Source organism: Kribbia dieselivorans NBRC 106261, assembly GCF_001552435.1.
In the GTDB taxonomy this organism is placed as follows: Bacteria; Actinomycetota; Actinomycetes; order Actinomycetales; family Dermatophilaceae; genus Kribbia; species Kribbia dieselivorans.
This window is the reverse complement of record NZ_BCRE01000060.1, coordinates 1-24,671: the sequence shown is the minus strand read 5'-3', so window position 1 is coordinate 24,671 and position 24,671 is coordinate 1. Positions and strand designations below refer to the sequence as shown.

Annotated in this window: 25 protein-coding genes; 10 read left to right on the top strand and 15 right to left on the bottom strand. The window is 69.0% G+C overall.

The features are described from left to right. Positions 1–73: 73 nt before the first annotated feature. Entirely contained in the window at positions 74–1,825 is a 1,752-nt protein-coding gene (locus KD1_RS05965) for an alpha/beta hydrolase (RefSeq protein ID WP_068398961.1), read from the top strand. Positions 1,826–1,944: 119 nt separating this feature from the next. Here KD1_RS05965 and KD1_RS05960 read toward each other — a convergent pair whose 3' ends face one another. Next, complete coding sequence (locus KD1_RS05960) at positions 1,945–2,391, bottom strand: VOC family protein (protein WP_068398958.1); 447 nt, start codon at positions 2,389–2,391, stop codon at positions 1,945–1,947. 56 nt (positions 2,392–2,447) lie between these two features. Further along, positions 2,448–2,798, bottom strand: coding sequence for a helix-turn-helix domain-containing protein (locus KD1_RS05955; RefSeq protein ID WP_068399009.1), 351 nt, complete (start codon positions 2,796–2,798; stop codon positions 2,448–2,450). 164 nt (positions 2,799–2,962) lie between these two features. Here KD1_RS05955 and KD1_RS05950 point away from each other — a divergent pair, with 164 nt between their 5' ends. Further along, positions 2,963–3,580, top strand: coding sequence for a malonic semialdehyde reductase (locus tag KD1_RS05950; protein WP_068398957.1), 618 nt, complete (start codon positions 2,963–2,965; stop codon positions 3,578–3,580). A gap of 82 nt (positions 3,581–3,662) precedes the next feature. On the opposite strand, the gene KD1_RS05945 is transcribed toward KD1_RS05950, so the two are convergent. The 3 genes from KD1_RS05945 to KD1_RS05935 form a co-directional block, all read right to left on the bottom strand. Next, positions 3,663–4,865, bottom strand: a complete 1,203-nt coding sequence (locus tag KD1_RS05945; protein WP_068398955.1) for an acyl-CoA dehydrogenase family protein — start codon at positions 4,863–4,865, stop codon at positions 3,663–3,665. Between the two features lie 26 nt (positions 4,866–4,891). Continuing rightward, complete coding sequence (locus tag KD1_RS05940; RefSeq protein WP_068398954.1) at positions 4,892–5,908, bottom strand: phosphotransferase family protein; 1,017 nt, start codon at positions 5,906–5,908, stop codon at positions 4,892–4,894. Between the two features lie 106 nt (positions 5,909–6,014). Beyond that, entirely contained in the window at positions 6,015–6,551 is a 537-nt protein-coding gene (locus KD1_RS05935) for a peptidase (protein WP_068398952.1), read from the bottom strand. Between the two features lie 149 nt (positions 6,552–6,700). Here KD1_RS05935 and KD1_RS05930 point away from each other — a divergent pair, with 149 nt between their 5' ends. Continuing rightward, positions 6,701–6,961, top strand: coding sequence for a type II toxin-antitoxin system Phd/YefM family antitoxin (locus KD1_RS05930; protein ID WP_157073199.1), 261 nt, complete (start codon positions 6,701–6,703; stop codon positions 6,959–6,961). After that, complete coding sequence (locus KD1_RS05925; RefSeq protein ID WP_068398944.1) at positions 6,939–7,364, top strand: PIN domain-containing protein; 426 nt, start codon at positions 6,939–6,941, stop codon at positions 7,362–7,364. Before KD1_RS05930 ends, KD1_RS05925 begins: the two co-directional genes overlap by 23 nt. Here KD1_RS05925 and KD1_RS05920 read toward each other — a convergent pair. Next, entirely contained in the window at positions 7,361–9,040 is a 1,680-nt protein-coding gene (locus KD1_RS05920; protein ID WP_068398942.1) for an ABC-F family ATP-binding cassette domain-containing protein, read from the bottom strand. The genes KD1_RS05925 and KD1_RS05920 overlap by 4 nt on opposite strands. 233 nt (positions 9,041–9,273) lie before the next feature. Here KD1_RS05920 and KD1_RS05915 point away from each other — a divergent pair, with 233 nt between their 5' ends. Beyond that, positions 9,274–9,501 (top strand): FitA-like ribbon-helix-helix domain-containing protein, encoded by a 228-nt coding sequence (locus KD1_RS05915; protein WP_068398933.1) that lies wholly within the window; start codon positions 9,274–9,276, stop codon positions 9,499–9,501. After that, on the top strand, positions 9,498–9,890 hold the full coding sequence (locus KD1_RS05910; protein WP_068398930.1) for a type II toxin-antitoxin system VapC family toxin: 393 nt from the start codon (positions 9,498–9,500) through the stop codon (positions 9,888–9,890). The genes KD1_RS05915 and KD1_RS05910 overlap by 4 nt, the downstream gene beginning before the upstream one ends. A gap of 9 nt (positions 9,891–9,899) precedes the next feature. On the opposite strand, the gene KD1_RS05905 is transcribed toward KD1_RS05910, so the two are convergent. The 3 genes from KD1_RS05905 to KD1_RS05895 form a co-directional block, all read right to left on the bottom strand. Next, positions 9,900–11,669: a hypothetical protein gene (locus KD1_RS05905; protein ID WP_068398923.1), complete on the bottom strand. Its 1,770-nt coding sequence runs from the start codon at positions 11,667–11,669 to the stop codon at positions 9,900–9,902. Positions 11,670–11,749: 80 nt separating this feature from the next. Further along, positions 11,750–12,088, bottom strand: coding sequence for a type II toxin-antitoxin system PemK/MazF family toxin (locus tag KD1_RS05900; protein WP_068398919.1), 339 nt, complete (start codon positions 12,086–12,088; stop codon positions 11,750–11,752). Next, the gene (locus KD1_RS05895; RefSeq protein ID WP_068398917.1) at positions 12,072–12,269 is read right to left on the bottom strand and encodes a hypothetical protein; all 198 of its coding nucleotides are present in this window, start codon (positions 12,267–12,269) and stop codon (positions 12,072–12,074) included. The genes KD1_RS05900 and KD1_RS05895 overlap by 17 nt, the downstream gene beginning before the upstream one ends. 261 nt (positions 12,270–12,530) lie before the next feature. Here KD1_RS05895 and KD1_RS05890 point away from each other — a divergent pair, with 261 nt between their 5' ends. Together KD1_RS05890 and KD1_RS05885 are read left to right on the top strand one after the other, a co-directional pair. After that, positions 12,531–14,570: a DUF8754 domain-containing protein gene (locus KD1_RS05890; protein WP_245627294.1), complete on the top strand. Its 2,040-nt coding sequence runs from the start codon at positions 12,531–12,533 to the stop codon at positions 14,568–14,570. A gap of 28 nt (positions 14,571–14,598) precedes the next feature. After that, a complete protein-coding gene (locus KD1_RS05885; RefSeq protein WP_068398911.1) occupies positions 14,599–15,459 on the top strand; it encodes an SDR family oxidoreductase in 861 nt (286 codons plus the stop codon). A gap of 154 nt (positions 15,460–15,613) precedes the next feature. Here the strand turns inward: KD1_RS05885 and KD1_RS05880 are convergent, their stop codons facing one another. From KD1_RS05880 to KD1_RS16525, 4 genes are all read right to left on the bottom strand, one after another. Next, entirely contained in the window at positions 15,614–16,003 is a 390-nt protein-coding gene (locus tag KD1_RS05880; RefSeq protein ID WP_174521098.1) for an SRPBCC family protein, read from the bottom strand. A gap of 38 nt (positions 16,004–16,041) precedes the next feature. Beyond that, complete coding sequence (dnaB, locus tag KD1_RS05875) at positions 16,042–17,427, bottom strand: replicative DNA helicase (protein WP_068399004.1); 1,386 nt, start codon at positions 17,425–17,427, stop codon at positions 16,042–16,044. A gap of 364 nt (positions 17,428–17,791) precedes the next feature. Further along, the gene (locus KD1_RS05870; RefSeq protein ID WP_068398908.1) at positions 17,792–18,073 is read right to left on the bottom strand and encodes a DUF2277 domain-containing protein; all 282 of its coding nucleotides are present in this window, start codon (positions 18,071–18,073) and stop codon (positions 17,792–17,794) included. Between the two features lie 35 nt (positions 18,074–18,108). Next, positions 18,109–18,633, bottom strand: a complete 525-nt coding sequence (locus tag KD1_RS16525) for a rhodanese-like domain-containing protein (RefSeq protein ID WP_157073198.1) — start codon at positions 18,631–18,633, stop codon at positions 18,109–18,111. Positions 18,634–18,664: 31 nt separating this feature from the next. Here KD1_RS16525 and KD1_RS05860 point away from each other — a divergent pair, with 31 nt between their 5' ends. Further along, positions 18,665–20,020 (top strand): MATE family efflux transporter, encoded by a 1,356-nt coding sequence (locus tag KD1_RS05860; protein ID WP_245627293.1) that lies wholly within the window; start codon positions 18,665–18,667, stop codon positions 20,018–20,020. Between the two features lie 82 nt (positions 20,021–20,102). On the opposite strand, the gene KD1_RS05855 is transcribed toward KD1_RS05860, so the two are convergent. Then, a complete protein-coding gene (locus KD1_RS05855; RefSeq protein WP_068398902.1) occupies positions 20,103–21,983 on the bottom strand; it encodes a DUF3352 domain-containing protein in 1,881 nt (626 codons plus the stop codon). A gap of 150 nt (positions 21,984–22,133) precedes the next feature. On the opposite strand from KD1_RS05855, the gene KD1_RS05850 reads away from it, so the two are divergent. Further along, positions 22,134–23,111 carry a zinc-binding dehydrogenase gene (locus KD1_RS05850; protein WP_068398899.1) on the top strand — a complete coding sequence of 326 codons (978 nt, stop codon included), beginning with the start codon at positions 22,134–22,136 and terminating at the stop codon, positions 23,109–23,111. An 84-nt stretch (positions 23,112–23,195) separates the two neighbouring features. Here the strand turns inward: KD1_RS05850 and KD1_RS05845 are convergent, their stop codons facing one another. Further along, entirely contained in the window at positions 23,196–24,620 is a 1,425-nt protein-coding gene (locus KD1_RS05845; RefSeq protein WP_068398897.1) for an acyl-CoA synthetase, read from the bottom strand. Between the last annotated feature and the right edge of the window lie 51 nt (positions 24,621–24,671).

Sequence of the window (24,671 nt, the reverse complement as noted above, 5' to 3'; positions counted from 1 at the left end):
GCCGGCCGGGTGGTCGGCCCACGACTGTCCTGTCAGGGGTGCGCGTGGTCTGGTCCACACCCCTGGGGGAACCATGCTTCGTGTCCCGCTGCGCCTGTCCGCGATGGCGGTCGCGGGTGCGCTGACAGCCTCGCTCGCCGTGGCGGCGAGCGCACCCACGGCCCACGCCGACGCGGCGGTGGCCGGCACCACCGCGGTCTCCGCACCCAGCTCCGAGGCGACCAAGACCGACCGGGTGGCCACGTCGGTGAAGTGGGGCACCTGCCCGAAGCCGCGCAGGGGGCTGCCGACGACGCCGCCCAACATGCAGTGCGGCACGGTCAAGGTCCCCCTCGACTACGACGTCGTGGGCGGCAAGCAGATCAACCTGCACGTGACGCGGGTGCCCGCGCGCAAGCCGTCCCAGCGCCTCGGTTCGCTGTTCATCAACCCCGGCGGCCCCGGCGCCCCCGGCTCCGACATGGCCTCGGACCTGGCGATGCTCGTCGACGACGCCACCCGCGACCGGTTCGACCTCATCGGCTTCGACCCTCGCGGTGTCGGGCGCAGCACGCCGCTGCGGTGCTTCACCTCGACGGCAGCGCAGTTGAAGGTCACGGCCGGCCTGACGAAACTCCCGCGTACCGCGACGCAACGTGCGAGCTACAACGCCTCCGCCCGCGCCTACGCCAAGGCCTGCAGCACGACCGGCAAGGAGATGGCCTCGGCGATGTCCACAGCCGAGGTCGCCCGTGACCTCGACGTGCTCCGCCGCGTCTTCGGCGACGAGCAGCTGACCTACCTCGGCTTCAGTTACGGCACCTACCTCGGTCAGGTCTACGCGAACATGTTCCCCGACCGGATCCGGGCGATGGCGCTCGACGGCGTGCTCGACCCGCAGGCGTGGCGCGGCACGGCCGCCACCCGGACCACGCCGGTGACGCTGCGACTGGGCTCCGACGTGGGCACCCACAAGGCCGTGCAGGAGGGGCTGCGCCTGTGCCGCCAAGCCGGTCGTGCCTACTGCCTCGGCTACTCGGTGCCGCGCAAGCACTACGACGAGGCCGTGGCACAGCTCAAGCGCCGCCCGGTCACGGTCACGTATGAGAACTTCGGCTTCCTCGTGGACTACGAAATGTTCATGAATACCGTCACGATGGCCAGCTACGACGCCAGCGCGCCCGAGGCCATCGCCTGGGTGGTCGAGGACGTCTACCGCGCGATCAAGAAGAAGCAGAAGGCCTCGGCCACGGCCGATGCCGCCCCCTACCGCGTCAGCCGACAGACCGGTGAGCTGCTCAAGCGGGCCCGCACCTCCGGCACGCCGCAGTACTCGCCGTTCGACGTGCCGACGGTGCCGCTGCCGGGTGCCTCCAAGGATCTGGCCGGCTACAACCAGGGCACGGACGCCTTCTACGCCACCCTGTGCACCGACAGCCTGAACCCGACCAACTCCGGCACGTGGCGGCACGCCGTCGATGCGGCCGCCGCGAACTCCGCCGACTACGCCGGGGTGTGGGGTTGGCAGTCGATGGTCTGCGCCGGCACGAACTGGAAGGCCGTCGACGAGGATGCGTGGACCGGCCCGTTCACCGCGCAGACCTCGGCCCCGATCCTGCTCATCGGCAACACGTACGACCCGGCCACACCGTTCTCCGGAGCCCAGGCCGCCCGCCGTCTGCTGCCCAACAGCGCCCTGCTCAAGGTCAACGAGTTCGGGCACACGGCGACCTACACCAACCGGTGCGCCGGGGCCAAGGTCGAGGAGTACCTGCGGACCGCCCAGACCCCGACCGGGCTGAGCTGCGCTCGCGAGACGAGACTGTTCCGCACCCGCGTGCGCTGAACTGAGCTGAGCTGAGCGTCCGCCCTCCACCCTCCGCCCGGTTCGAGGTAATAACCGTCGGAATCTCGACGGTCAATACCTCGAACCGTGCGGGGGTGGGCGTCGCGCGGGGGTGGGCGTCAGGCGGGCTGGCCGGCGAGCGGCTGGTTGAACCGCAACATGTTGCCGGCCGGATCGCGGAACGCGCAGTCGCGCACGCCGTAGAACTGGTCGGTCGGCTCCTGCAGCACCTCGGCACCGGCACCGCTGACGTGCTCGAACACCGCGTCGACGTCGTCGACGGTGAAGATCAGCGCCGAGAGCAGGCCCTTGGCGAGCAGATCCCGCTGGGCCTGGACGTCCTCGTCGGTCATCGGCAGCCCGCCGATGCCGATCTGCTGGACGACGATCTCCAGTTCGGGCTGGTTCGGGGTGGTGAACGTCAGCCAGCGGAAGCCTTCGTTCTCGACGTCGGTGTGCTTGGTCAGGCCCAGCACACCGGAGTAGAAGTCGTGCGCCGCCTGGGCATCGTCGACGTAGACGAAGCAGTTGGTCAGGGTCAGGGAGGGGATGTTCTCGGTGGTCATGTGAGGAACGCTAGGGCCCGCCACCGTGCTCCGGCTTCTTCAAACGTGACCGGTTCTCAGCGCACCCGGCGCGGGCGGGTGAGGTGCTTGGCGAAGCAGCCGGGGATGGCCACGAGATCGGCGTGACTGCGTTGCCGGTAGGCCGACGGCGGCTCGCCCACCAACTCGGTGAACCGGCTCGAGAATGACCCGAGGGACGTCGCTCCGACGGCCATGCACACCTCCGTCACCGACAGGTCGGTGTTGCGCAGCAGGGCCATGGCCCGCTCGATGCGTCGCGTCATGAGCCACGCATGCGGAGTCTCGCCGAACGCGGCCTTGAACGAGCGGGAGAAGTGGCCGGTCGACATCAGCGCCTCGCGGGCTAGGGTCGGCACGTCGAGAGGTTCGGCGAAGTCGCGGTCCATGCGGTCGCGGGCGCGGCGCAGTCGGACGAGGTCGGCATGGTCCACCCGCTCAGCGTACGGCGAGCCCGCGCCCGTGCGTCACCATGACGGAGCGCGGTGACCTCGGTGTTCTCGGATGGCGAACCGATGGAATGGGTCGGGTTGGTTGAGCGTTGAACGATCCCGTGACTGATACCGCAACCGTGACCGACGCCCTCGCCCTCGATTCCGAGGCCCAGGATCTCCTCTTCCGCGAGGCCCGTACCGCCAACGCCTTCACCGACGAGCCCGTCACCGACGAGCAGCTCGAGGCCATCTACGAACTCGTGAAGTTCGGGCCCACGTCGATGAACATTCAGCCGCTGCGCGTGGTGCTCGTGCGCAGCGACGAGGCCCGCGAGCGCCTGCTGCCGCTGATGTCCGAGGGCAACCGAGCCAAGACCGCCACCGCCCCGGTCGTGGCGATCCTCGCGGCCGACGTCGACTTCCACGACGAGCTGCCGCGCACGTTCCCGCACTTCGAGGGGGCGCGTGACCTGTTCGCCGGCAACGAGGACGCCCGCCGCGACACGGCGCTCCTCAACTCGGGTCTGCAGATCGGTTACGCCATCGTCGGCATTCGCGCCGCCGGGCTGGCGGCCGGCCCGATGACCGGGTTCGACGCCGACGCCGTCTCGAAGGAGTTCTTCCCCGACGGTCGCCACCAGGCGCTCGTTGTGGTCAACATCGGCCGCCCCGCCGAGAACGCGTGGTTCGACCGCCTGCCACGTCTGCCGTACGACGAGGTCGTCGCCGCCGTCTGATCCAGTACCTCCCCCGGTTCGAGGTATTAGCGACCGCTGCAACGGTCGCTAATACCTCGAACCGCGTGGGGGCGGCGTGGGGTCAGCCGACGAACGGCCGCTCCTTCTTCAACTCGAGCTTCGCGATGGTGCGACGGTGCACCGCGTCCGGCCCATCGACGATCCGCAGCGCACGAGCCCAGGCGTAGAAGTACGCCAGCGGGGTGTCCTGCGAGATGCCCGCGCCGCCGAAGATCTCGATCGCGCGGTCGATCGTGTTCAGCGCCGCGGCCGGCGCCGCGATCTTGATCGCCGAGATGTTCGTCTTCGCGCCCTTGGCGCCGACCTTGTCGATGAGCCAGGCGGCCTCCTGCACGAGCAACCGGGCCTGGTCGATCTCGATGCGCGACTGGGCGATGAGGTCCTGGACGTTGGCCTGCTCGGAGAGGTGCTTGCCGAACGCGACCCGGGACTTGGCCCGGTCGACCATGAGGGCGTGCGCACGTTCCGCCATCCCGATCGCACGCATCGCGTGGTGGATACGGCCCGGCCCCAGGCGCGCCTGGGCGATGTTGAAGCCGTCGCCCTCCTCGCTGAGGATGTTCGTCACCGGCACGCGCACGTCGCGGAAGACCACCTCGCAGTGACCGTGCTGGTCGGTGTACCCGAACAGGGTCAGGTCGCGCACGACGGTGATGCCCGGCGTGTCGCGCGGCACGAGCACCATCGACTGCTGGCGGTGCACCTCGGCGCTGGTGTCGGTCTTGCCCATGACGATGAAGACCTTGCACCGCTCGTCGGCGGCACCCGAGATGAACCACTTGCGGCCGTTGATGACGTATTCGTCGCCGTCGCGGGTGATCGACGTGGTGATGTTCGTGGCGTCCGAGCTGGCGACGTCGGGTTCGGTCATGACGAAGGCCGAGCGAATCGTGCCGTCGAGCAGCGGGTCGAGCCAGCGTTCACGCTGCTCCGGAGTGGCGAAGAGTTCGAGGGTCTCCATGTTGCCGGTGTCGGGGGCCTGGCAGTTGATCGCCTCGGGCGCGATGACCGGCGACCAGCCGGAGATCTCGGCGATGGCCGCGTACTCGAGGTTGCTCAGGCCGGAGAGCTTGGGCAGGAAGAGGTTCCACAGGCCGCGCCGGCGGGCCTCGGCCTTGAGGTCCTCCATGATCGGCGGGACGGTGTGCGGGTCCTCCTTGAGCGCCGCGGCGTACGGCGCTTCGGCCGGGAAGATGTGGGAACGCATGAAGTCCCACATGTTCTCGGAGTATTCGGTGGCCTTGGCCGACTGTTCGAAATCCATTGCTGTCTCTCCTGGGTGGGGTTGGGTCAGATGTAGTTCAGGCCGTCGGCGGCGAGGGCCTTGATGTCGTCGTCGAGGTTGTCGAGGTGCTGGTCGCCCATGACGCCGGCCTTGAAGCGCGCCGAGACACCCTGGGCGATGATGGCGAACTTGAAGTGGGCGAACGCGCGGTAGAAGCCGAGGTCGGAGAGGTCCGCGCCCGAGGCAGCGGCATAACGCTTGATGAGCGTGTCGCTGTCGGGGAAACCGGGCAGGTGGGTCACCCCCGGCACGAGCGGCAGTGGTCCGTCGACGGCGTTGCGCCAGTACAGCTGCAGCATGCCGACGTCGACCATCGGGTCGCCGAGCGTCGACAGCTCCCAGTCGAGCACCGCGGCGATCCGGCCGGGGTTGGTCTCGTCATAGACGACGTTGTCGATCTTGAAGTCGCCGTGCACGATGCCGGAGCGTCGTTGCGGCGGGATCGCGGCGGCCAGCCGGCGGCCGAGCTCGTCGATCTCGGCGACGTCGTGGGACTTCGACTTCTCCCACTGGCCGCCCCAGCGGCGGATCTGGCGTTCCATGAACCCGGCCGGGCGGCCGTAGTCGCTCAACCCCACGGCGTCGGTGTCGACGGCATGGATGGCGGCCATCGTGTCGACGAAGACCTCGCTCATCGCGACGCGTTCGGCGTCGGTGGTGGCGTAGTCGGCGGGCAGTTCGCCGCGGATGATGTGCCCGGGGACCTTGGCCATGACGTAGGCCTGCACGCCGATCAGGTCGCCGGAGTCGGCCAGGATGATCGGGGCGGTCGGCACCGGTGTGTCGGCGAGCGCCTGCTGCACGCGGGCCTCGCGCATCATGTCGTGTGCGCTGGGGAGGAGTTCGCCGGTGGGCGGGCGGCGCAGGACGAGCTCGCCGGCGTCGGAGCGCAGGAAGAACGTCAGGTTGGACTTGCCGCCGCTGATCAGTTCAGCATGGACGTCGCGCCAGGCGTCGTCGCCGGTGATCTCGGCCAGTGCGGGGCCGAGGCGGTCGGTGCGGACAAGCTCGTCGGGCTCCATCGTTGGCGTCCTTCGGGTCGGGCGGCTCGAGCGTGGGCCGCGGTGATCTGAGGACACGTTACCGAACGATCGATCGGTTGCGCTAGTCCTGGCCCCGAACTGCACCTCAAGCGGCGGCGAGCAGCAGCGCCAAGGTCGCGGTGTCGACGTCGGCCTCGGGATCGACGCTCGCCTTGCTGGCCAGGCGGGTCACATGCCCATGCGCGTCGGCCTCGACCCATGCCGCGCGATGGTCGAGGCCCAGATCGGGCAGGCCCGGCAGCAGCAGGCAGCCCGAGGCGTTGTCGTACTCCGGGACCGAGGCCACGGTGCTGCGCGGCGGGTGCAGCACGGCCAGACCGGGTGGGGTGTGCTCGGCGAAGCGCCCCGGCTCGAGCGGTTCGCCGCCGAGCACCGGTCCGATGGACAGCACCAGCCCCACGGTGCCGGGCAACGGGCGGTCGGGCAGGTCGTCGCTGACGCGGAACACGGTGCTCCCGCGGGGCAACATGCCGGGCACGGCGGCGAAGCGCACGGCAAGCAGCAGCACCTGCGCCCATTCCAAGGTGTCGCCGGGCCAGCGACCCAGCAGCGCAAAGCCGGCCAGTTCACCGGCGCGTTGCATCGGGGCGACCTCGATCGGGTGATCGTCTCGATCAGTCATCGGTGACCTCCTCGCTGCGACCCGCACATTGGGGTGATCCTTCGTATCATCCGCCACACCAGCCCCGCGCGCCATAGGCATCGGGACTCAACCGACCTCCCGGCCCTCAGCCCGTGTTCACATGTGCGCAAGGTGCTACAGTTGTGCACATGCCCACGATTGCGTCACGAGACCTGCGGAACCACACCGCGAAGGTTCTCGAAGGGGTGAGTCGCGGCGAGATCTACACCGTGACCGTGCACGGCCGCCCGGTGGCTGAGTTGCGCCGCGTGGCGAGCCAGCGCCGACCCGCGGTCCCCAAGGCAGACCTTCTGGCCCTGCTGGATCGGCAGCGCCCCGACCCCACCCTCGCGGCTGACATGGCGTGGATCAGCGAGGGCACGACGGATGACCTCGATCCCCTCGATTGATCCAACAGCGCGACGAGCCCTCGTCGACACCAGCGTGTGGATCTCCGGCGAACTCGGTCGCACGCTCGACCGCGCACGGCTTCCGGAGGAATCGCTCGTCTGCGTGATCACCATCGCCGAACTTCAGGCCGGAGTTCTGGCCGCGCCGAGCAGTGTGTCTCGTTCGCGCCGACTGGACACGCTGGCGGTGGCCATGGACGCAGAGGTGCTACCCGTCGACGTACGGGCGGCACAGGTGTGGGCCGAGATGCGGGTGCTCCTGCACGAGGCTGGGCGGCGCCTCAACGTCAACGACCTGTGGATCGCCGCCATCGCGGTGGCGAACGACCTGCCGCTCGTCACCCAGGACGACGACTTCGACCCCCTCGCGGAGCTCGGCACCCTCACCGTCATCAAGGTCTAACGCACCCGGCATTCGGCGCAGGCCTGCCGGGCGTCTCGCGCGAGCGTCAGGTCAAGACGAGGCCACTCGGCGAGGTCGGCGAGCATCTGCCGGTCGTGGGTGGCCACGACGACGGCCGAGGCCGTGTCGGTCAGGGCAGCCGTGAGCTCGTCGACGAGGGCCGCGGAGAGGTGATTGGTGGGTTCGTCGAGCAGAAGCAGATCGGGCCGGTCGGCCAGGCACATGGCCAGGTGCAACCGCCGCTGCTGGCCCTGCGACAGGCGCCCGGCCCGCGTGTGGGCCGCCGCCGCGTCGAGCAGGCCGAGCGAGCGCAGCGAGGGTGCGTCGCCGCGACCCACCCGCGCGAGGTGTTCATCGAAGATGCGGAGCGCCGTGCGTTCCGGGTCCCAAGCCGGCACCTCTTGCGACAGCAGCACCACGCCCGCGTGCGGATGCACGCTGACGTTTCCAGCCGCGGGCGAGAGTTGACGGGCGAGCACGGCCAACAGGGTCGACTTCCCCGCGCCGTTGGGGCCCATGACGACCAGCTGGTCACCACCGTTGAGGCTCAGACTGACCGGAGTCTCGAGCCGACCGCTGACGGTGACCGCGTGGGTGGTGAGGATGTGCTGCCCAGGCCGCGTACGCCCCTCCGGAAAGGCAAGTCGCATCGGGGGCTCGGGAACCGTGATCCGGTGTCGTTCAAGGGCGTCAACGCGGCGGTTGAAGGTCTGCACGATGCCGGCTGCCCGCGTCGCACGCTGGTGCTTGCCGGTGCCCTTGTCGGGTCGCCACCCGGTCTGCAGCCGATCGCGCGCCTCCGTGGCGGCCCGCGCGAGCGCGGCGTGCTCGGCGACCTGTGTGGCGTGGTCCTGCTCCCAACTCTCGCGTTCGCGCCTCCGGCCCTCGACCCAGCCGTCATACCCGCCGGCGAAGGTGAGCGGCAACCCGTCACGGCTCGGGTCCAGGTCGAGGAAGGTCGTGGCGACGGCATGCAGGAGGGCGCGGTCGTGGGAGACGACGGCGAGCCCGCCCGGGTGTTCGCGCAGTCGAGCTGTGAGGAAGTCGAGGGCCTGCGCGTCGAGGTGGTTGGTCGGCTCGTCGAGCAGCAGCAGGTCGGGCACCGATCCGAGGACGACCGCGAGGCGGACCCGATACCGCTGCCCGACCGAGAGGCTCTGAAGCGGGCGATCGCGGTCGGTACAGGCACCCAGTCCGGCCAGGGCGATGTCGACACGCCGAGCGGCATCCCACGCGTCCAGGGCGGTGGCCGCGGCGAGCGCCACGTCGTAGGCCTCGGCGGCTCGCTCGCCTCCGGTTGCGAGCGCCTCGGCGGCCGAGTCGAGCGCCGCCAAGGCCGCGACCGCCGGGGCGGTGGCCTGGTCAACGAGGTCTCCAACCGTGCGGTCGTCGTCGGCATCGAGGGCCTGTTCGACCAGGGCGATCGTGCCCTCGCGGGTCACCGTGCCGGCCTCGGGTCTCAGCGTGCCGGCCAGGACGTGCAGCAGCGTGGTCTTGCCGCGGCCGTTCTCACCGACGATCGCCAAGCGCGACCCGGCGGAGACGGTGACGTCAACCCCGGGCAGGACGACCCGGTCGCCCAAGGTGACGCGGATGCCCTCGGCGCGGACGTGAGCGGTCGATCCCGCCGGGAGGGTGCTGGGCAGGGGTGAGGAAATAGGTTGTGAGGTGGGCATGTCGTTCTCTCGGCTCGTCGTGGAGCCGGGCAACGTGAGCAGGCCGCCCGGCGTGGTGCCAGGACGGCGAACGAGAGATCAGTGCTGTCCCGCCGCCGTCAGTGGCCGGGACGCAGCCTCATCGAGGCAATGCCGAGGTGCATGCCATTCACCATACGCGACTCGTCGGGGTGGCCGCGGTTTGCCATCGCCATCCTCCACCCGGAGCGCTTGCACACTGCTAGCATGGAGCGATGCCCACACTCTACGTTCGCGATGTTCCCCCGGACGTGGTGGAGACGCTCAAGGAACGCGCCTCCGCCACGGGGATGTCGCTGTCGGCCTATGTCGTCGGGGAGCTGCGCAGGATCGCCGAGCGACCGACGAATGAGGAGATCGTCGCCCGGCTGCAGGACCTGGACCGCCGGAACGGGCCGAGCACCGATGAGATTCTCGCTGCCCTGAGCGACTCCCGCCCATGATCGTCATCGACGCCTCGGCGATGATCGAGGCGCTGGTCGGACGCGATGCCGACGCCACCCTTCTGGCTGCACTGGCTGGTGAGATCGCCGCCCCACACCTGCTCGACGTCGAGGTCCTCTCCGTACTTCGCGGCCTGACGCTGGCGCGGAAACTGGACCCGAACCATGCCGACAGCGCACGGGCGCTCTACTTCGAACTTTCCATCCAGCGGTTCAGCACCGCTCCCCTGGCCGAGCGGATCTGGACGCTGCGACATCAATTCACCAGCTACGACGCGACGTATCTGGCCCTGAGCGAGGCGACCGGGGCTCCGCTGCACACCTGCGATGCGAAGCTCCTCACCCACGGGCACGACGCTGACGTTCGGTGGCATGGCCGAACGTCGTAGACGTTGGGTTCAGGCCTGCGGCTCCTCCCTGAGCTCCTCTCGTCGCCGCATCAGTGAGCTCCGGTATCGACTGACGAGCACGGACGGATCGGCGAGCCCCCGGTCGCGCCCATCTCGCTCGCCATCGGTGTAGGCCTTGGCCAGACTCTCCATTCTGGTTGGGCTCGGAGTGTTGACGGACAGGAACCCCCAGATATCTTGACCCCGCACGATGCCCTGCTGGCCCACGAGTTGGTTCTCGCGCCCGATCAACCCGATGATCGCCGCGGCCGTGTTCTCTGGCTTGGCACGGCGCTGCGTGAGCACCTCCGGCTCTCGGTGGGCAACTCCTCGCAGAAAACGACGGCACGCGGTGCGGAACTCGGTGTCCAAGCCCGGGAACCGACCGATGACGCGGTCGATGCTCATCGAAATGGAGTCGATGGCCTCCCGGGTGTGTGTCGGCAGATCGTCGATTCCCTGAATTCCCAACGCCTCGTCGGGCAGGGGGTCTTCGGTGAGTGCTTCCAGTGCTTCAGCCGAGCCGACACGACTCACCAGGGCCGCCTGCATCAGCGGACGGAAGTCCCCGGCCATGGCGGCCTCCAACTGCGCGTGATGCGCTCGCTCCACCTGCGTCACCACGTGCCCACGCACGTCATCGAAGAAGGTCAGCCACCGCGGCACGGCGTCAAGGGTGTCGGTGGTCGCGGTGGGCGATATCGCCAGTTCGCGATGGGCGAAGCGGATCAGCGCTGGGAGTGTCTCCTCGACGGCGTCGAGTGCTTCCTCAGAGACCTCGAGGTCGAACGGCAGACTGCGAAGGCACACCTCGACCGTGACCGGGCTCCACCGCAGGGGGTCGCCCGAGTGGTCCACGGCGAACTGCAGCAAGGCCGAGGTCGCATCGCGCACTCCCGCGCGCCCGGCGAGCGCACGGGCCTCCGTCGAGCCAAGAAAGGCGTCGATCACGGGCGACACATCGACCTCCGGCGCTCCGAGGCCGCGATAGCCAACCCCGCCGGTCGGGAGGGTACGAAGCAGGAACTCCAACAGGGGACGCGACATCGGCCACAACTCCTGCTCCCAATCGGGGTGCAGGACATCGAGATTGACCAAACCCTGCTCGACTCGGGCCCGAGCGTCGGCCAGATCGGTCGGCACGGGGTGAGTGGAGCGCTCCCCCGAATCCTCGATCATCTCGATGTATCGGTCGACGACCGACCCGACCGGCTGCCCGATGAAGAAGCCATCCTTGACGATCGTGCCCATGTTGTGGTCGATGTACGCCACCACCGTGGCACGCTCCCCCGAGGGCCAAGTCACACCCAGGATGACGTTGTCACCGTCGCCGAGCTCGTCGCCCATGAACCAGGCCTCGTCGATGACGGCCTCGGCCAGGCCGGTCACCGACGTGGGCATGGGCTGCCGGCGCGTCGCCAGCTCTCGCTGAATGCGTCGTCGCTCGATGTCGTCGGAGGTCGTGGCACCCATGACATGAAGCAGCGCCGTGGTCTCGGCGAGATCGACCTCGATCATCGACTCGGTGAACGACACCCACCCGGGTGGCCGTGAGCGAGCATCGAGGTCTCGCGCCTGCTGCGCCAACATCGTTCCCACGACGGGGAACTCGGTGAAGTCGTCAGAACGGAGCGCGGCACGCAGGCCGACGATGAGGTCTTGCGTCGCCGGGTCCTGACCCGCGGGGTCCTGGCTTTCGGGGCGCGATTCCGGCGCCTTTCGCGTCGCCGAACGACGTGCAGCGGACTTGCCCGGACGGCGATCCTTCTTCTTGGCCATGGACCCATCCCACCAGATCCGACAACGCACCCGGAGACTTACACACACCCGCCGATGATTGGGCTGACATCTGCGCTGTACTACACGTCAAGCAGAAGGGCCAGTACCTCGCACACCTCGCTCAGGACGGCCGGGCCGACGTTGCCGGTCCGGGCGCGGATCCGCGACGTCGCCACGGAGCGCACATGCTGACACTGCGCGGAGGAGCGAACCTTCAGACCGTTGTCCCCGTCGGCCTCGATGATGACCTCGGCGCCGCTGGGGCGAAGTGTTCGGGTCAAGGGCACCACCTGAACGACGCTCGGCCCACCTCGAAGCACCCGTCCGGCGGTCACGACCACGGCGGGGCGCCGCAATCCGGCCTCGCTCCCGGCCGGCATCCCCAGGTCCACCTCGACGACGTCACCCGGCATCAGCATCCAGCCACGCCTTCTCATCATCGGTGAGGTCCGCCGCGAGGTCGTGCCCGATGCCGTCCTGCCGGAGCGCACGAATCGCCCGGCGCACCGTTTCATCGATCGTCTCGTGACGCTCGGCCGCCAGCCGCGTCACCTGCGCGTGGGTGGCCCGGCTGATCCGGATCGTCGTGGTCTCGGCCATATCTCCAGAGTACCGGCGTGTAGACGGGATCGTCTACGGGCCGGCGCTCTCTCAGGCGGCCTCGACGCGCGCTACAGCGGCGGGCGTCGCCGCCACGCGCCCACCCGCGCGAACGACGCCCCGGGACCATTCGATCCTCCGCCAATTCGGCAAAGACGAAGGTGAACGCGCCACGACCGCGGGAGAATGAGGTGAAGGCGCGTCGAGCGCACGGCCAGAACGGAGTCGAGAAGACGGATGCCGCGAAACACCCTTCACACCGTGGTCAATGTCAGCCTCGCCGGCCCGGAGCTGGACTACGACGAGCAAGTGACGTTCGTGGGGCAGTCGTTCCGGATCGTCCGGATCGGCACGAGCGGGGACGTCGAGCACGCCGTCGAGACCGTCCGGGAGTGGCTGCCCGAAGTGCAGGCCTTCGCCATCACGGGTCTGCGCGAGGCCCAGGCCGCGGGTCTGCTCGGCGACCGCGATGACGGCGCCATCGATCGCGTCCGCCGCGCTGCGGGCGCCACTCCTGTGACCGACGGGACACGCATGGACGACGTGTTGCAGGAGTGGGCAATCCGGCACGTGCACACCGACATGCCGGGCTACTTCAGCAACGCGCGCACGGTCGTGCTCGGCGACCACGACGATCACGCCCGCACCGTGCAGGTGCTGCGCGAGCACACCCAGAACATCGAGTTCGCCGATCCGCACCAGCGCTTCGAGGTGCCCACCGTGCTCACGTCGAACCCGGCGGTGAGCACCGCGGTGAAGCTGAGCCTGCTGCCCTACAGGTTCGTCCCCGGCCTGATCAAACAACAGGTGGAGGCACCGACCCACTGGGCCAGCCGCGCCCTGGCCCGCCGGGCCGCGCGCGATTGCGACGTCCTCGTGGGCAGCTACACCGAGGTGGCGGAGTTCGGTGTGGAGGACCTGGCCGGGAAGACCCTGGTGTCCAACGCGATCTCGGACGAACGGCTCGAGGAGTTGGCCAGTCGCGGTGTCGACATGGTCATCGACGCCACGCCCCAACCGTTCTCCGTCACGATCGTGGCGGCCACGCTCGAGGCGATGATGCTGGCCACGAGCGACGACGGACACGAGCCGTCGAACGATGAACGGCTGGCCATGTTCGAGGCCTCCGGTCTGGAACCGCGTGTGCTTCACCCAAACGGGCCGAAGCGCAAGTCGCGTTTCGTGTTCGTCATCCATCCACTGTCGCGCGAGTTCATCGCCATGCAGGAACCGCTCGGTCTGCTGACCAAACCCCCGGGCATGGGGAGCGTCGTCGAGAAGGCCGTCGCGTACGTTCCTCCGTTCGTCTACAGCCATGTCACCGGGATCACCTCACCGACGGGCGCCGAGGCCGAGGGGTGGCTGATCACGGTCGGCGGCACGCCCAAGCAGTTGCTCTCGCACTCCCCGGAGTTCACGTACGACAAGCTCCTGCGCGCGGCCGACATGGCCACCAAGCTCGGAGCGCAGATCATGGGTCTGGGCGCGTTCACCAAGGTCGTCGGAGATGCCGGCGTGACCGTCGCCCGCAAGGCGCCGCTGCCGGTGACCACGGGCAACAGCTACAGCGCGTCCGGCGCCCTGTGGGCCGCGCACGATGCCGTGCGCAAGCTCGGGCTCGCGGAGGCCGACGAGCACGGGCGGCTCCGGGGGAAGGCGATGGTCGTCGGCGCGACCGGGGCGATCGGCTCGGTCTGCGCGCGGCTGTTGGCGCTGGCGACGGATGAACTGTGGATGGTCTCACCGGAAACGGCAAAACTGCTGGCGCTGAAGACGTCGATCCTCGCCGAGAATCCCCGGGCCGAGATTCATCTCGCCGAAACGCCCGGTGAACATCTGGCGGACATGGACCTCATCGTCACCGCGACCTCGGCCGCCGGGCAGAAGGTGCTCGACATCATGAACGTCAAGCCCGGCTGTGTCATCACCGACGTCGCGCGCCCGCTCGACCTGTCGGCCGAGGACGTCGCCAAGCGCCCCGACGTGCTGGTCATCGAATCCGGGGAGATCGAATTGCCCGGCCTGGTGCGGATGGGGAACATCGGATTGCCCCCGAAGGTGGCCTACGCCTGCCTGGCCGAGACGGTGGTCCTGGCGTTGGAGGGGCGGTACGAGACATTCACCGTGGGGCGAAACATCGAATGGGAGAAGGTCAAGGAGATCTACCAGCTCGGGCTCAAACACGGGATGAAGTTGGCAACGATCTCCGGGGTCAACGGAGTGTTCACCGAAGACGACTTCGCGCGGGTGCGTGAGGCCGCATTGGCGAGCCGGGCCGCCACGACACAGGCCGACGGGTGACAAAGACCGACGGGTAGAGGAGCGCAGCATGATGAGGTCGGTCAAGGGCAAGAACGTTCTCGTGACGGGCGCGGCCATGGGGATGGGCCGCCTGTTCGTCGAGCGCGCCATCGCAGAGCAGGCCGCCGCGGTGGTGTTGTGGGACGTCAACGAAGCGGCGTTGGGCGAGACCGTGAACGAACTCTCCGGCGGCGACACGACGATCATCTCCGACGTCGTCGACGTGCGGGACCTGGCGCGGATTCGCGAGGCGGCGGCGCGGGTGCGCGACGAGGTCGGCCCGGTACACGTGCTGATCAACAACGCCGGCGTCGTGCGGGGCAACAGCTATTTCTGGGAGAGCGACGTCGAGCGCGACGCGAGATTCACCCTCGAGGTGAACACCCTCGCCCCGATGTATGTCGCGCATGAATTCCTGCCCGACATGATCGCCACGAACGAGGAGTGTCGTGTGGTCAACATGGCGTCGGCGGCGGGCTTGACGTCGAATCCCCGAATGGCAGCGTATGCGGCCTCGAAATGGGCCGTGATCGGCTGGTCGGACTCGGTGCGACTCGAACTGGAGCAGGCCGGCCACAAGACCGTGAAAGTGACAACGGTCTGCCCGTACTACATCAAGACGGGCATGTTCGACGGGGCCAAGGCCGCGCCGCTCCTGCCGTTGTTGGACCCGAAGGACGTAGTGCGGGACACGTGGAAGGCGATGCTGTACGGAGATCCGATGGTGGTGTTGCCGATCACCGTCAAGTTGAGCGAGATGATGAAGGGCTTCGTGCCGACGAGCATTCGGGATTTCATCGGCGGGCGGGTGCTCGGGATCTACCACACGATGGACGACTTCACGGGTCGTCCCGCCGAGGTGCGGGAGCAGAAACAGCAGAAGCCGTGAATAACGAGGCGCCACAGCGTCGAACGCTGCCTACCAACGTCCTCGCGGTCTGCCCCAGCTCCAGCTGGGTCTGGGACGAGGCGAACCTCTCGGTCGCCAATCTTCCACGATCAGGGCCTGCGGGAGCGCCTGTGCAAATGCGACGTTCCTGGGGTCAGCCCTCCATGATGCGCTTGAGCTGCGTTAGATCGTCCGCCACCATCCGGCAGTCGCGGTCGAACTCGTCGTCCGTCAGCTCGATCTGTCGCACGGTGAAGATCACCTCGGCACCCTCCGGATGCGCGATCACGCGCAGCGGGTTGTTGACCGTTGTCCCCGACGGCAGAGTCACATCGTGATCCATCACCCCGTGGGCGTTACGCGCAACAAAGCGCACCCTGATCTGCCCCATTGGGGAGTCGACCAACAGGTCATCTCCATCTCGGGTGACCTCGGCCTTCGCCAAGCCCTCAGCCCACTTCGACAGGTTGCCGGGCTCAGACGCAAAGTCGTAGACGGCCTGGGGCGAGGTGGCGATGACGCGGCTGATGTGACGACTCTTCACATACCAACGCTCACACACCACAGGACGGTGGGCAACGCCTAGAACCCGCCGGCGCCGCCGGAGTTGTCCATGTTCGCGAACCGGGCGTAGTGACCCTGCCAGGCCAGCACGATGTCCGCGGTCGGGCCGTTACGGTGCTTGGCCACGATGATGTCGGCCTCGCCCTCCCGCTCGGGGTCGGAGCGGTCGCGGTGCAGCAGGATCACGACGTCCGCATCTTGTTCGATCGAGCCCGACTCACGAAGATCCGACATCTGCGGCCGCTTGTCCGTGCGCTGCTCCGGCCCACGGTTCAACTGCGAGATCGCGATGACCGGCACCTCGAGCTCCTTGGCCAAGAGCTTGAGGGCACGCGAGAACTCGGCGACCTCCTGCTGACGGCTCTCGACCTTTTTGCCCGAGCTCATCAGCTGCAGATAGTCGATGACGATGAGCTTGAGGTTGTGCTGCTGCTTGAGCCGGCGCGCCTTGGCCCGGATCTCCATCAGCGACATGTTCGGCGAGTCGTCGATGAACAGCGGGCTCTCCGAGATTCCACCCATGACGCGGGCGAGCTTCTGCCACCCCGGATCGCCGAGCGACCCCTTGCGCAGATCCTGCAACTGGATCGTCGCCTCGGCCGCGAGCACACGCATGGTGATCTCGGTGCGGCTCATCTCGAGGCTGAAGATCGCCGTGGCCATCTTGTGCTTGATCGCCGCGGCCCGGGCGATGTCGACCCCGAGCGTCGACTTGCCGACGGCCGGTCGCGCCGCCACGACGATCATCTGCCCCGGGTGCAACCCGTTGGTGAGCTTGTCGAGTTCGATGAACCCGGTCGGCACGCCGGTCATCTCGTCGGTGCGCCCGGCGGCGACCTCGATCTCCGTCAGCGTCTCCTGGAGGGTCTCCATGATCGGCACGTAGTCCTCGCCACCGCGCTTCTCGCTGACGGCGTAGACCTCGGCCTGGGCGGCGTTGACCAGTTCCTCGACGTCGCCGCCACCCTGCTGGTACCCGAGTTGGACGATCTTCGTCCCGGCCTCGACGAGCCGGCGGAGCACGGCACGCTCGGCGACGATCTGGGCGTAGTAGCCCGCATTGGCCGCGGTCGGCACCGACTGGATGAGTTGGTGCAGGTACGCCTGCCCACCGACGCGCTGCAGGTCGCCGCGCTTGGTGAGTTCGTCGGCCACCGTGATCGCGTCGGCCGGTTCACCACGGGAGTACAGATCGAGGATCGCGTCGTAGATCAGCTCGTGGTTGGGCCGGTAGAAGTCCGGGCCACGAAGCTCCTCGACGACGTCGGCGATTGCATCCTTGCTCAGGAGCATGCCGCCGAGCACGGACTGCTCGGCGATCAGATCCTGCGGGGGCAACCGATCGGGCCCCGACGGCTCCGGGGCACTGGCCTGCCACGCGGTATCCAACTCCTCGATGGACAACCCGCCACCCCTCATCACGTCGTTTCGGCGGCGGTTTGACCCGCCCACGATCGGCAACTCAGCCCGACCTTCACCGATGGTGTCACCGGCCACCGACAACCCCAAACGACCCCTGTGGATAACTTGTGGACCATCGGTGGAGCGCGCCGCGCCGGACTGTGCACAATCGGTGGACAACCTTGTGGGAGTTCACGACATGTGCACGCACCCGCCCCGCTGACCTGCAGTTTCATGATCCACGTGGTGTGGACGAAAGAAACTTTTGCACCCCGTCATCCACATCTCACAACCGTAACGACCGTGGATACCCCCGGGTAGAAGTCCTGAGTACGGGTACTCACTTCGCCGCGCCGGGGCGCGCACGTCACGCCGACGCCGGAGCGCCGAAGCGCGCGCGAGAGCGCTCCCTCGCCTTGGCCGCCTCGGCCTCGCGGTCCTTCGGCGGGGCCGTCGTCACCAGCCGCTCCAACAGCCGCGCCGTGACCGCGGCGATCTCGTCAACGGCCTCGTCGAAGGCGGCCTGGTTCGCCTGTGACGGCTTCGTCGACCCGCTGACCTTGCGCACGAACTGCAGCGCGGCGGCGTGCACCTCATCGGGCGTGGCCGGGGGTTCGAAGTTGTTCAGGGGACGGATGTTGCGGCACATGCCTCCAGCGTAGGAGCCGCGCACCGCCCAACAGCTCAGTCGCCGGTCACCAGTTCGTTGCCCACCTGCTGCCAGAGCTCGACTCCGCCGTCGAGGTCGAACGCCTGCTCCACCCCAGCGTCGTTCATGATCTCCAGCGCCGTCCGGGAACGGTTGCCCGAGCGGCAGTACACCGCGTAGTGCTTCGACGGATCGAGGGCCGCCAGGGCAGCGCGACCCCGCGCCGACTCGATGTCATGGTTCACCGCGCCCGCGATGTGGCCCTGAGCGAACTCCTGCGGCGTGCGCACGTCGATGATCACCGCTCCGGCGGTGATGGCGTCCTTGAACGTGCCCGGACCGACGGTCGACCCCGGCTCGGGAAACTCGCCATGGGCGTGGTCATCGACCGGACTCGAGGTGGCGGAGGTCGAGGTGGAGGACGCGGTGGAGGACGAGGTGGCGGAGGTCGAGGTGGACGACGTGGCACTCGACGCCGACGACCCATCCCCACCACCGCAGCCGGCCAACACGAGCACGCAGGCGGCCAGGACTCCGACGGGCAACACGGGGCGCAACATGCCGCAGATCTTGCCGTACTACCCTGCCCGCGTGAGCCAGCCGCCCAGCCAGTCCCGCGAAATCCTCGCCCTGGCGGTCCCGGCCTTCGTCGCCCTCATCGCCGAACCGCTGTTCCTGCTCGTCGACTCGGCCGTGATCGGCCACCTCGGCACCGCACCCCTGGCCGGCCTCGGGGTCGCGAGCGCCGTGCTGCTCACCGCGGCGAACGTCTTCATCTTCCTCGCCTACGGCACGACCGCCATCGTCGCCCGCCGCGTCGGCGCCGGAGACGAACGGGCCGCGGCCGAGGGCGGCATGGACGGAGTCTGGCTCGCGACCCTCATCGGCGTGCCCACCGCGCTCCTCGTGGGCCTGGGCGCCGAACCACTGAGCCGAGTCTTCGGTGCCTCCCCCGCCGCCCTCGACCAGGCCGTCATCTATCTGCGGATCTCCGCGATCGGCCTGCCGGCCATGCTCATCGCCCTCGCCGCGACCGGCGCGCTACGCGGCATGCAGGACACCCGCACGCCACTGATCGCCTCAACTGCCGGTTTCAGCGCCAACATCGCCCTCAACCTCTGGTTCGTCATCGGCCTCGACATGGGCATTGCCGGAGCGGCGTGGGGCACGGTCCTCGCGCAATGGGGCATGGCCGCCGGTCTCCTCGGCGTGCTGCTGCGCCATGCCCGACGCGCGGCCGCGTCGTGGCGGGTGCATCTGGGTGGGGTTCTCGCGGCGGCGGTGACCGGGGTGCCCCTGCTCGTGCGCACGCTCGCTCTGCGCGCGATCCTCCTCGTGACGGTCTGGGCCGCCGCGTCGATGGGTGACGCTCCGCTCGCGGCGTACCAGGTCACCGCGACGATCTGGACGTTCCTGACGTTCGCGCTCGACGCCCTGGCCATCGCCGCGCAGGCGCTGACCGGCAAGGCGCTCGGCGCCGGCGACGCGGCCGCGGCCCGCAGCGCGACCGATCTCATGCTGCGCTGGGGTGTCTGGGGCGGAGTCACGCTCGGGCTGGGCGTGCTCGCGCTCCATCGCGTGCTGCCGATGCTCTTCACCACCGACCCCGCCGTGCGTGCCGGGATCGCCGCCGCGCTCGTCGTCGTCGCGTTGATCCAGCCCCTGTCGGGGTACGTGTTCGTCGTCGACGGGGTGCTGATGGGAGCCGGTGACGGGCGCTGGTTGGCGCGCTCGATGGTCGCGATCCTCGTGTGCTACCTGCCGGTGATCCTCGGGCTGTACCACGCGGCGCCGCGGCTGCTGGCCGGACGCGACCCGGTCAGCGCCGCCGCAGTCGGGGCGGCGGCGCTGTGGGCCGCGTTCGGGGTCTTCATGCTCATCCGCGGCGGGTTCTTCCGCCAGCGGATCCGCGGCAACGCGTGGATGGTCACCGGCGCCACCCGCTGACCAACGACGCGACGAGGGAACAATTGTGGCGACCTAACCCGTGGATAGGTCGCCACAATTGTTCCCTCGGCGGAGTGGACCCCTACTTCGTCGTCAAGCGCAGCGTGAAGTCACCCTCGGTGCCGTTCTGGTGGCTCGACACCCCCAGCGCGCGGAGCTGGTCGAAGTACTTTACGGCCCCCTCCACCGGGGCGGTCCCAGCAGTGGTCCCCGCCAGCTCCATCGCCTTCTCGATGTCGACGTACACGACGGCGTCGGCGTCACCGGCATTCGGCACCGCGGCCTTGAACGCCTCCTGGTCAGCCAGCCCGCTGCCGTCGGCGACGGCCTGCGCGTACCCCTTGCCGTACCCGACCACGGCGCGGTCGTTGCCCTCCGTGAGCTCCAGCTTGATCTGCGGCTGCGCGACCCGCGGCTGGAGCGTGATCCCCGGGCCGGACGGCGTGCGCTTCGGCGGCGTCTGCGACTTCTGGGTGAGGTCGACGACCTTCTGCAGCACACCGCGATCCCCATCGGTCATCAGGGCCACCTTGGGCTGCTTGCCGTCGCTGGCGACCGCGAGCGTAGTGCGCTCACCGAGCGCCTTGGCCAGGTCCTCCGGCAGTTTCAGACCGGTCTGCTTCTCGAACGCCGCCAGCGGGTCGGTCGAGGCGCTCCCGGAGGACCCGAGCGCGTCCGTCGTGCTGGTGATCTGCTTCTCGATCTCGGGCCAGGACTTCGTCAGCTGGGATCCCAGACCGTTGGCGCTCACCGCTCCGATGGTGTCGGCCGGCAGACGGCCGATGTCGGTGCCGGCGTCGGCGTTGCGCGAGTACGTCTCGGAGAGGTCCTTGACCTTGCCCACGAGCTCGAGGTTCGGGCCGTCGAAGCGGAGCGTCGTCGCCAGGCGCCCCTGCATCTGGTTCCAGAGCTCCTGCTCGGTGCTGGCCGGCGCCGCGGACACACCTGCAGTCGTGGCGAGCGCGACGTTCGAGGCGGCTCCCGGCAGCCCACCCGTCGTGCCCCCCGGCAGGGTCGTACCGGGCTTTGTCAGGCCGGGGTTGACGAGGCCGGCCGACCCGGGCATGGACTTCGCGACCTCGGCGACCTGGGTCAGGTCCATCCACGCCGACGCGATGCCGGCTTCGCCGAGCTCGTCGAGGTCGGCCTGGTAGGTCTCGGAGTCGGCGAGCGTGCCGGCGGCGGTGGCGTCGACGACCGCGCGCAGGTTCTCACTGGAGTCCGAGCAGGTCATCCACTCGTCTCCGACCTCACAGCTCTGGCCGTTGGAGTCGGTCATCTTCGGGAGGTAGGCCTGCGCCTTCTCCTTGTCCGTGACAGCGAGCACGACGGCGTAGCGCGGCGACGCCCCCTCCGTGCCCGGCACCAAACCGGCGCCGGCCCGGTCGCCGAGCCACTGCTCGACCTCGCTCCAGTCGTTCTTGTGGTCGGAGTTCTTCGACGCCTCCTCGAAGAACCATTTGCGCAGGTCCATGTCCTCACGAAGGCTGTCCGTGTTCGGGAACTTCTTCAGGAACCGGATCGCGTCGACCTTCTGGCTGCTCGACGGATCGAGGTCCACCTTGGCGAACGCGATGGTCGTCGCCGGCATCGCGGCCTCGGGCTGCGCTCCGCCACCGCCGAGGCGGTCGAAGGCGAACACCGTCGCGCCACCGACAAGGGCCAGGGCGGCGGCGCCGGCCACACCCGCGGTCACGATCTTGCCGCGATTGCGTTGCGGCGCTCCGCCGTACGCGCCCGGAGCCTCGACCGCGTACGCCGGCGTTTCGCCCCAGCCCTGGTGGGCCGGTTGGCCGAACGCCGACTGACCGTGAACCGGCTGCTGCTGCTGGCCGTACGCGGGCTGCTGCGGCTGGCCGTAGGCAGGCTGCTGCGGCTGGCCGTAAGCGGGCTGCTGCGGCTGGCTCTGGGCCGGTTGCTGCGGCTGGCCGCCGCCGGTGCCCCAGTAGTCGTCGGATGTCATGTCACATCTCCCCCGTGTCGTGGTGGCAGGCCTAAGGCCCACCCAGCGCCGCATTCCCGACGCCATGTCTGCACAGGACGCTAGTGGTCCGGCGCGATTCCCGCACTGGGGAGCATTACCCATGTGGACGAGTGCCCATAAGGTGTCTCCATGCTCGCCGTCTACGCCTCATCCCAGTCCACGACCGATCCGCTCTCCGGCCTTGTCGTCGGCGATGTGCCCGCCCCGGAGGACCAGCCGGGCTGGGTGCGCGTGCACGTCAAGGCCGCCGCCCTCAACCACCACGACCTCTGGTCACTCAAGGGCGTGGGTCTGCGCGAGGACCAACTCCCGATGATCCTTGGCTGCGACGCCGCGGGCGTGCTCGACGACGGTACCGAGGTCATCGTCCACGCGGTCGTGGCCAGCGAGGGGTGGCAGGGCGACGAGACGCTCGACCCGAAGCGGTCACTCTTCTCCGAACACCACCCCGGCACGCTCGCCGAGCAGGTGCTCGTGCCAGCGCGCAACTGGGTGCGCAAGCCGGCCGACATGCCGTGGGAGACCGCGGCCTGCCTGAGCACCGCCTGGCTGACCGCCTACCGCATGCTCTTCACCAACTCGGGTGTGCAGCCCGGCGGCACAATCCTCGTCCAGGGGGCCGGCGGCGGGGTCGCGACCGCGTTGATCCAGTTGGGCGCCGCGGCCGGGTTCCGCGTCTTCGCCACCTCGCGCGATGCGGAGAAGCGTGAGAAGGCTCTCGCCCTCGGCGCCGAGGCGGTCTTCGAGAGCGGAGCGCGGTTGCCCGAGAAGATGGACGCGGTCATGGAGACCGTCGGCGCGGCCACGTGGTCGCACTCGGTCAAGTCGCTCAAGCCCGGCGGCACCATCGTCATCTCCGGCGCGACCTCCGGCGACAACCCGGACCGCACCGAACTCACGCACGTGTTCTTCAAGCAGTTGCGCATTGTGGGCTCGACCATGGGCAACCGCGACGAGTTGGAGCGCCTGGTCAACCTCGTGCACTCGCTGGGGATCACGCCGGCGATCGACTCGGTGCTCCCGATGGAACGCGCCGCCGAGGGGTTCGCCAAGATCGCCGACGGATCCGCGTTCGGCAAGATCGTCCTGACGACCCCCGGCAGCTGAGCGCGACCCTGCCACTTCCTCACGCGGTTCGAGGTATGACGCGGCGGATTCCCGCCGCGTCATACCTCGAACCGGGAGGGGCGGTCAACTCATCAGCAGCTTCTTCTGCACCTTGCTCATCGCGTTGCGCGGCAGCGCCTCGACGAACCGGATCTCGCGCGGTCGCTTGTGCCACGAGAGGTCCTCGGCGACATGCGCGATCAACGTCTCCGCCAACTCCGGCGACGCGACGCCCGGCGCGGTGACGACGAACGCGACGATGCGCTGCCCGAGATCGTCATCGGGCACCCCGACCACGGCCACCTCGCCGACCTCGGGACGAGCCAACAACGAGGACTCGATCTCGCCGGCACCCACCCGGTACCCACCGGACTTGATGAGGTCGACCGACTCCCGCCCGACGATCCGGTGGAAGCCGCCGCCGTCGACCGCGGCGATGTCCCCGGTGATGAACCATCCGTCGTCGGTCCACGAATCGGCCGTCACCTCGGGGCGGTTGAGATAGCCGGAGAACAGCATGGGGCCTCGCACCTCGAGCCGACCGATGCTTTCTCCGTCGGGCAGGACGGGTGAGCCGTCCTCCGTGCGCAGCCGCGTCTCGACGCCCGCGACGGGCAGACCGACCCAGCCCGGACGACGCTCCCCACCGGCCCGCGTGCTCAGGGTGATCATGGTCTCGCTCATGCCGTACCGCTCGATGGGCGCGTGGCCGGTGAGTTCACGCAGACGGTCGAAGACGGGCACCGGCAGCGCGGCGCTCCCGGAGACGAGCAGCCGGGCCGACGACAACGCCCGCGCCGACGGCTCGTCGGCCACCACGCGGCTCCAGACGGTGGGCACACCGAAGTACATCGTGCCCCCGGCGGCCGCGTACCGCTCCGGCCTCGGCTTGCCGGTGTGGATCACGCGCGACCCCAGATGCAGCGCACCGAGGACGCCGAGGATCAGCCCATGCACGTGGAAGAGCGGCAGCCCGTGGACGACCGTGTCGGCGTCCGTCCAGTCCCACGCCTCCGCGAGCGCCTCGAGGCCCGCCGCGATCGCGCCATGACTGAGCAGCACGCCCTTGGGCGCACCCGTCGTGCCCGAGGTGTAGAGGATCATCGCGACCGCGGCCGGATCCGACTCGACGGCGGGCACCGCGTCGGGCCTGGCGGTCGCGCCGACAGGCGGGACCGGCAGCACCGGCAGGGGCACGTCGTCGCGCGCGTCCCCGACCCAGTGGGTCGAGGCGGAGTCCCGCAGGATGTGTTCGACCTCGGCGTGGCCGGCGTCGGGGGGCACGGGCACGACCGGGACCCCGGCCAGGATGCAACCGACCACCGCCACGACGGTCGACATCGTCGGTGTCGCGCACACGGCGACGGGTCCGTCGCCCGCAATGGTGGCGGCGAAGGACAACCCAGCCGCGCGAAGCTCCGCCCGTGTGCAGGCGACGTCGTCGATGATCACCGCGGCGGGCTCGTCCGGTCGACGGGGCGCGCGCAGATCAAGCAGCAGTTGACTCATGGGTCCATCCTGCCAACCCGCCGAGTGATGGATTCGGGCCGCCTCAGGAGT

Excerpts from the sequence above, each read along its gene's own strand:
- KD1_RS05965 (WP_068398961.1), top strand. The coding sequence starts at position 74 with ATGCTTCGTGTCCCGCTGCGCCTGTCCGCGATGGCGGTCGCGGGTGCG.
- KD1_RS05960 (WP_068398958.1), bottom strand. The coding sequence starts at position 2,391 with ATGACCACCGAGAACATCCCCTCCCTGACCCTGACCAACTGCTTCGTC.
- KD1_RS05955 (WP_068399009.1), bottom strand. The coding sequence starts at position 2,798 with ATGGACCGCGACTTCGCCGAACCTCTCGACGTGCCGACCCTAGCCCGC.
- KD1_RS05945 (WP_068398955.1), bottom strand. The coding sequence starts at position 4,865 with ATGGATTTCGAACAGTCGGCCAAGGCCACCGAATACTCCGAGAACATG.
- KD1_RS05940 (WP_068398954.1), bottom strand. The coding sequence starts at position 5,908 with ATGGAGCCCGACGAGCTTGTCCGCACCGACCGCCTCGGCCCCGCACTG.
- KD1_RS05935 (WP_068398952.1), bottom strand. The coding sequence starts at position 6,551 with ATGACTGATCGAGACGATCACCCGATCGAGGTCGCCCCGATGCAACGC.
- KD1_RS05930 (WP_157073199.1), top strand. The coding sequence starts at position 6,701 with ATGCCCACGATTGCGTCACGAGACCTGCGGAACCACACCGCGAAGGTT.
- KD1_RS05925 (WP_068398944.1), top strand. The coding sequence starts at position 6,939 with ATGACCTCGATCCCCTCGATTGATCCAACAGCGCGACGAGCCCTCGTC.
- KD1_RS05920 (WP_068398942.1), bottom strand. The coding sequence starts at position 9,040 with ATGCCCACCTCACAACCTATTTCCTCACCCCTGCCCAGCACCCTCCCG.
- KD1_RS05915 (WP_068398933.1), top strand. The coding sequence starts at position 9,274 with ATGCCCACACTCTACGTTCGCGATGTTCCCCCGGACGTGGTGGAGACG.
- KD1_RS05910 (WP_068398930.1), top strand. The coding sequence starts at position 9,498 with ATGATCGTCATCGACGCCTCGGCGATGATCGAGGCGCTGGTCGGACGC.
- KD1_RS05905 (WP_068398923.1), bottom strand. The coding sequence starts at position 11,669 with ATGGCCAAGAAGAAGGATCGCCGTCCGGGCAAGTCCGCTGCACGTCGT.
- KD1_RS05900 (WP_068398919.1), bottom strand. The coding sequence starts at position 12,088 with ATGCTGATGCCGGGTGACGTCGTCGAGGTGGACCTGGGGATGCCGGCC.
- KD1_RS05895 (WP_068398917.1), bottom strand. The coding sequence starts at position 12,269 with ATGGCCGAGACCACGACGATCCGGATCAGCCGGGCCACCCACGCGCAG.
- KD1_RS05885 (WP_068398911.1), top strand. The coding sequence starts at position 14,599 with ATGATGAGGTCGGTCAAGGGCAAGAACGTTCTCGTGACGGGCGCGGCC.
- KD1_RS05870 (WP_068398908.1), bottom strand. The coding sequence starts at position 18,073 with ATGTGCCGCAACATCCGTCCCCTGAACAACTTCGAACCCCCGGCCACG.
- KD1_RS16525 (WP_157073198.1), bottom strand. The coding sequence starts at position 18,633 with ATGTTGCGCCCCGTGTTGCCCGTCGGAGTCCTGGCCGCCTGCGTGCTC.
- KD1_RS05855 (WP_068398902.1), bottom strand. The coding sequence starts at position 21,983 with ATGACATCCGACGACTACTGGGGCACCGGCGGCGGCCAGCCGCAGCAA.
- KD1_RS05850 (WP_068398899.1), top strand. The coding sequence starts at position 22,134 with ATGCTCGCCGTCTACGCCTCATCCCAGTCCACGACCGATCCGCTCTCC.
- KD1_RS05845 (WP_068398897.1), bottom strand. The coding sequence starts at position 24,620 with ATGAGTCAACTGCTGCTTGATCTGCGCGCGCCCCGTCGACCGGACGAG.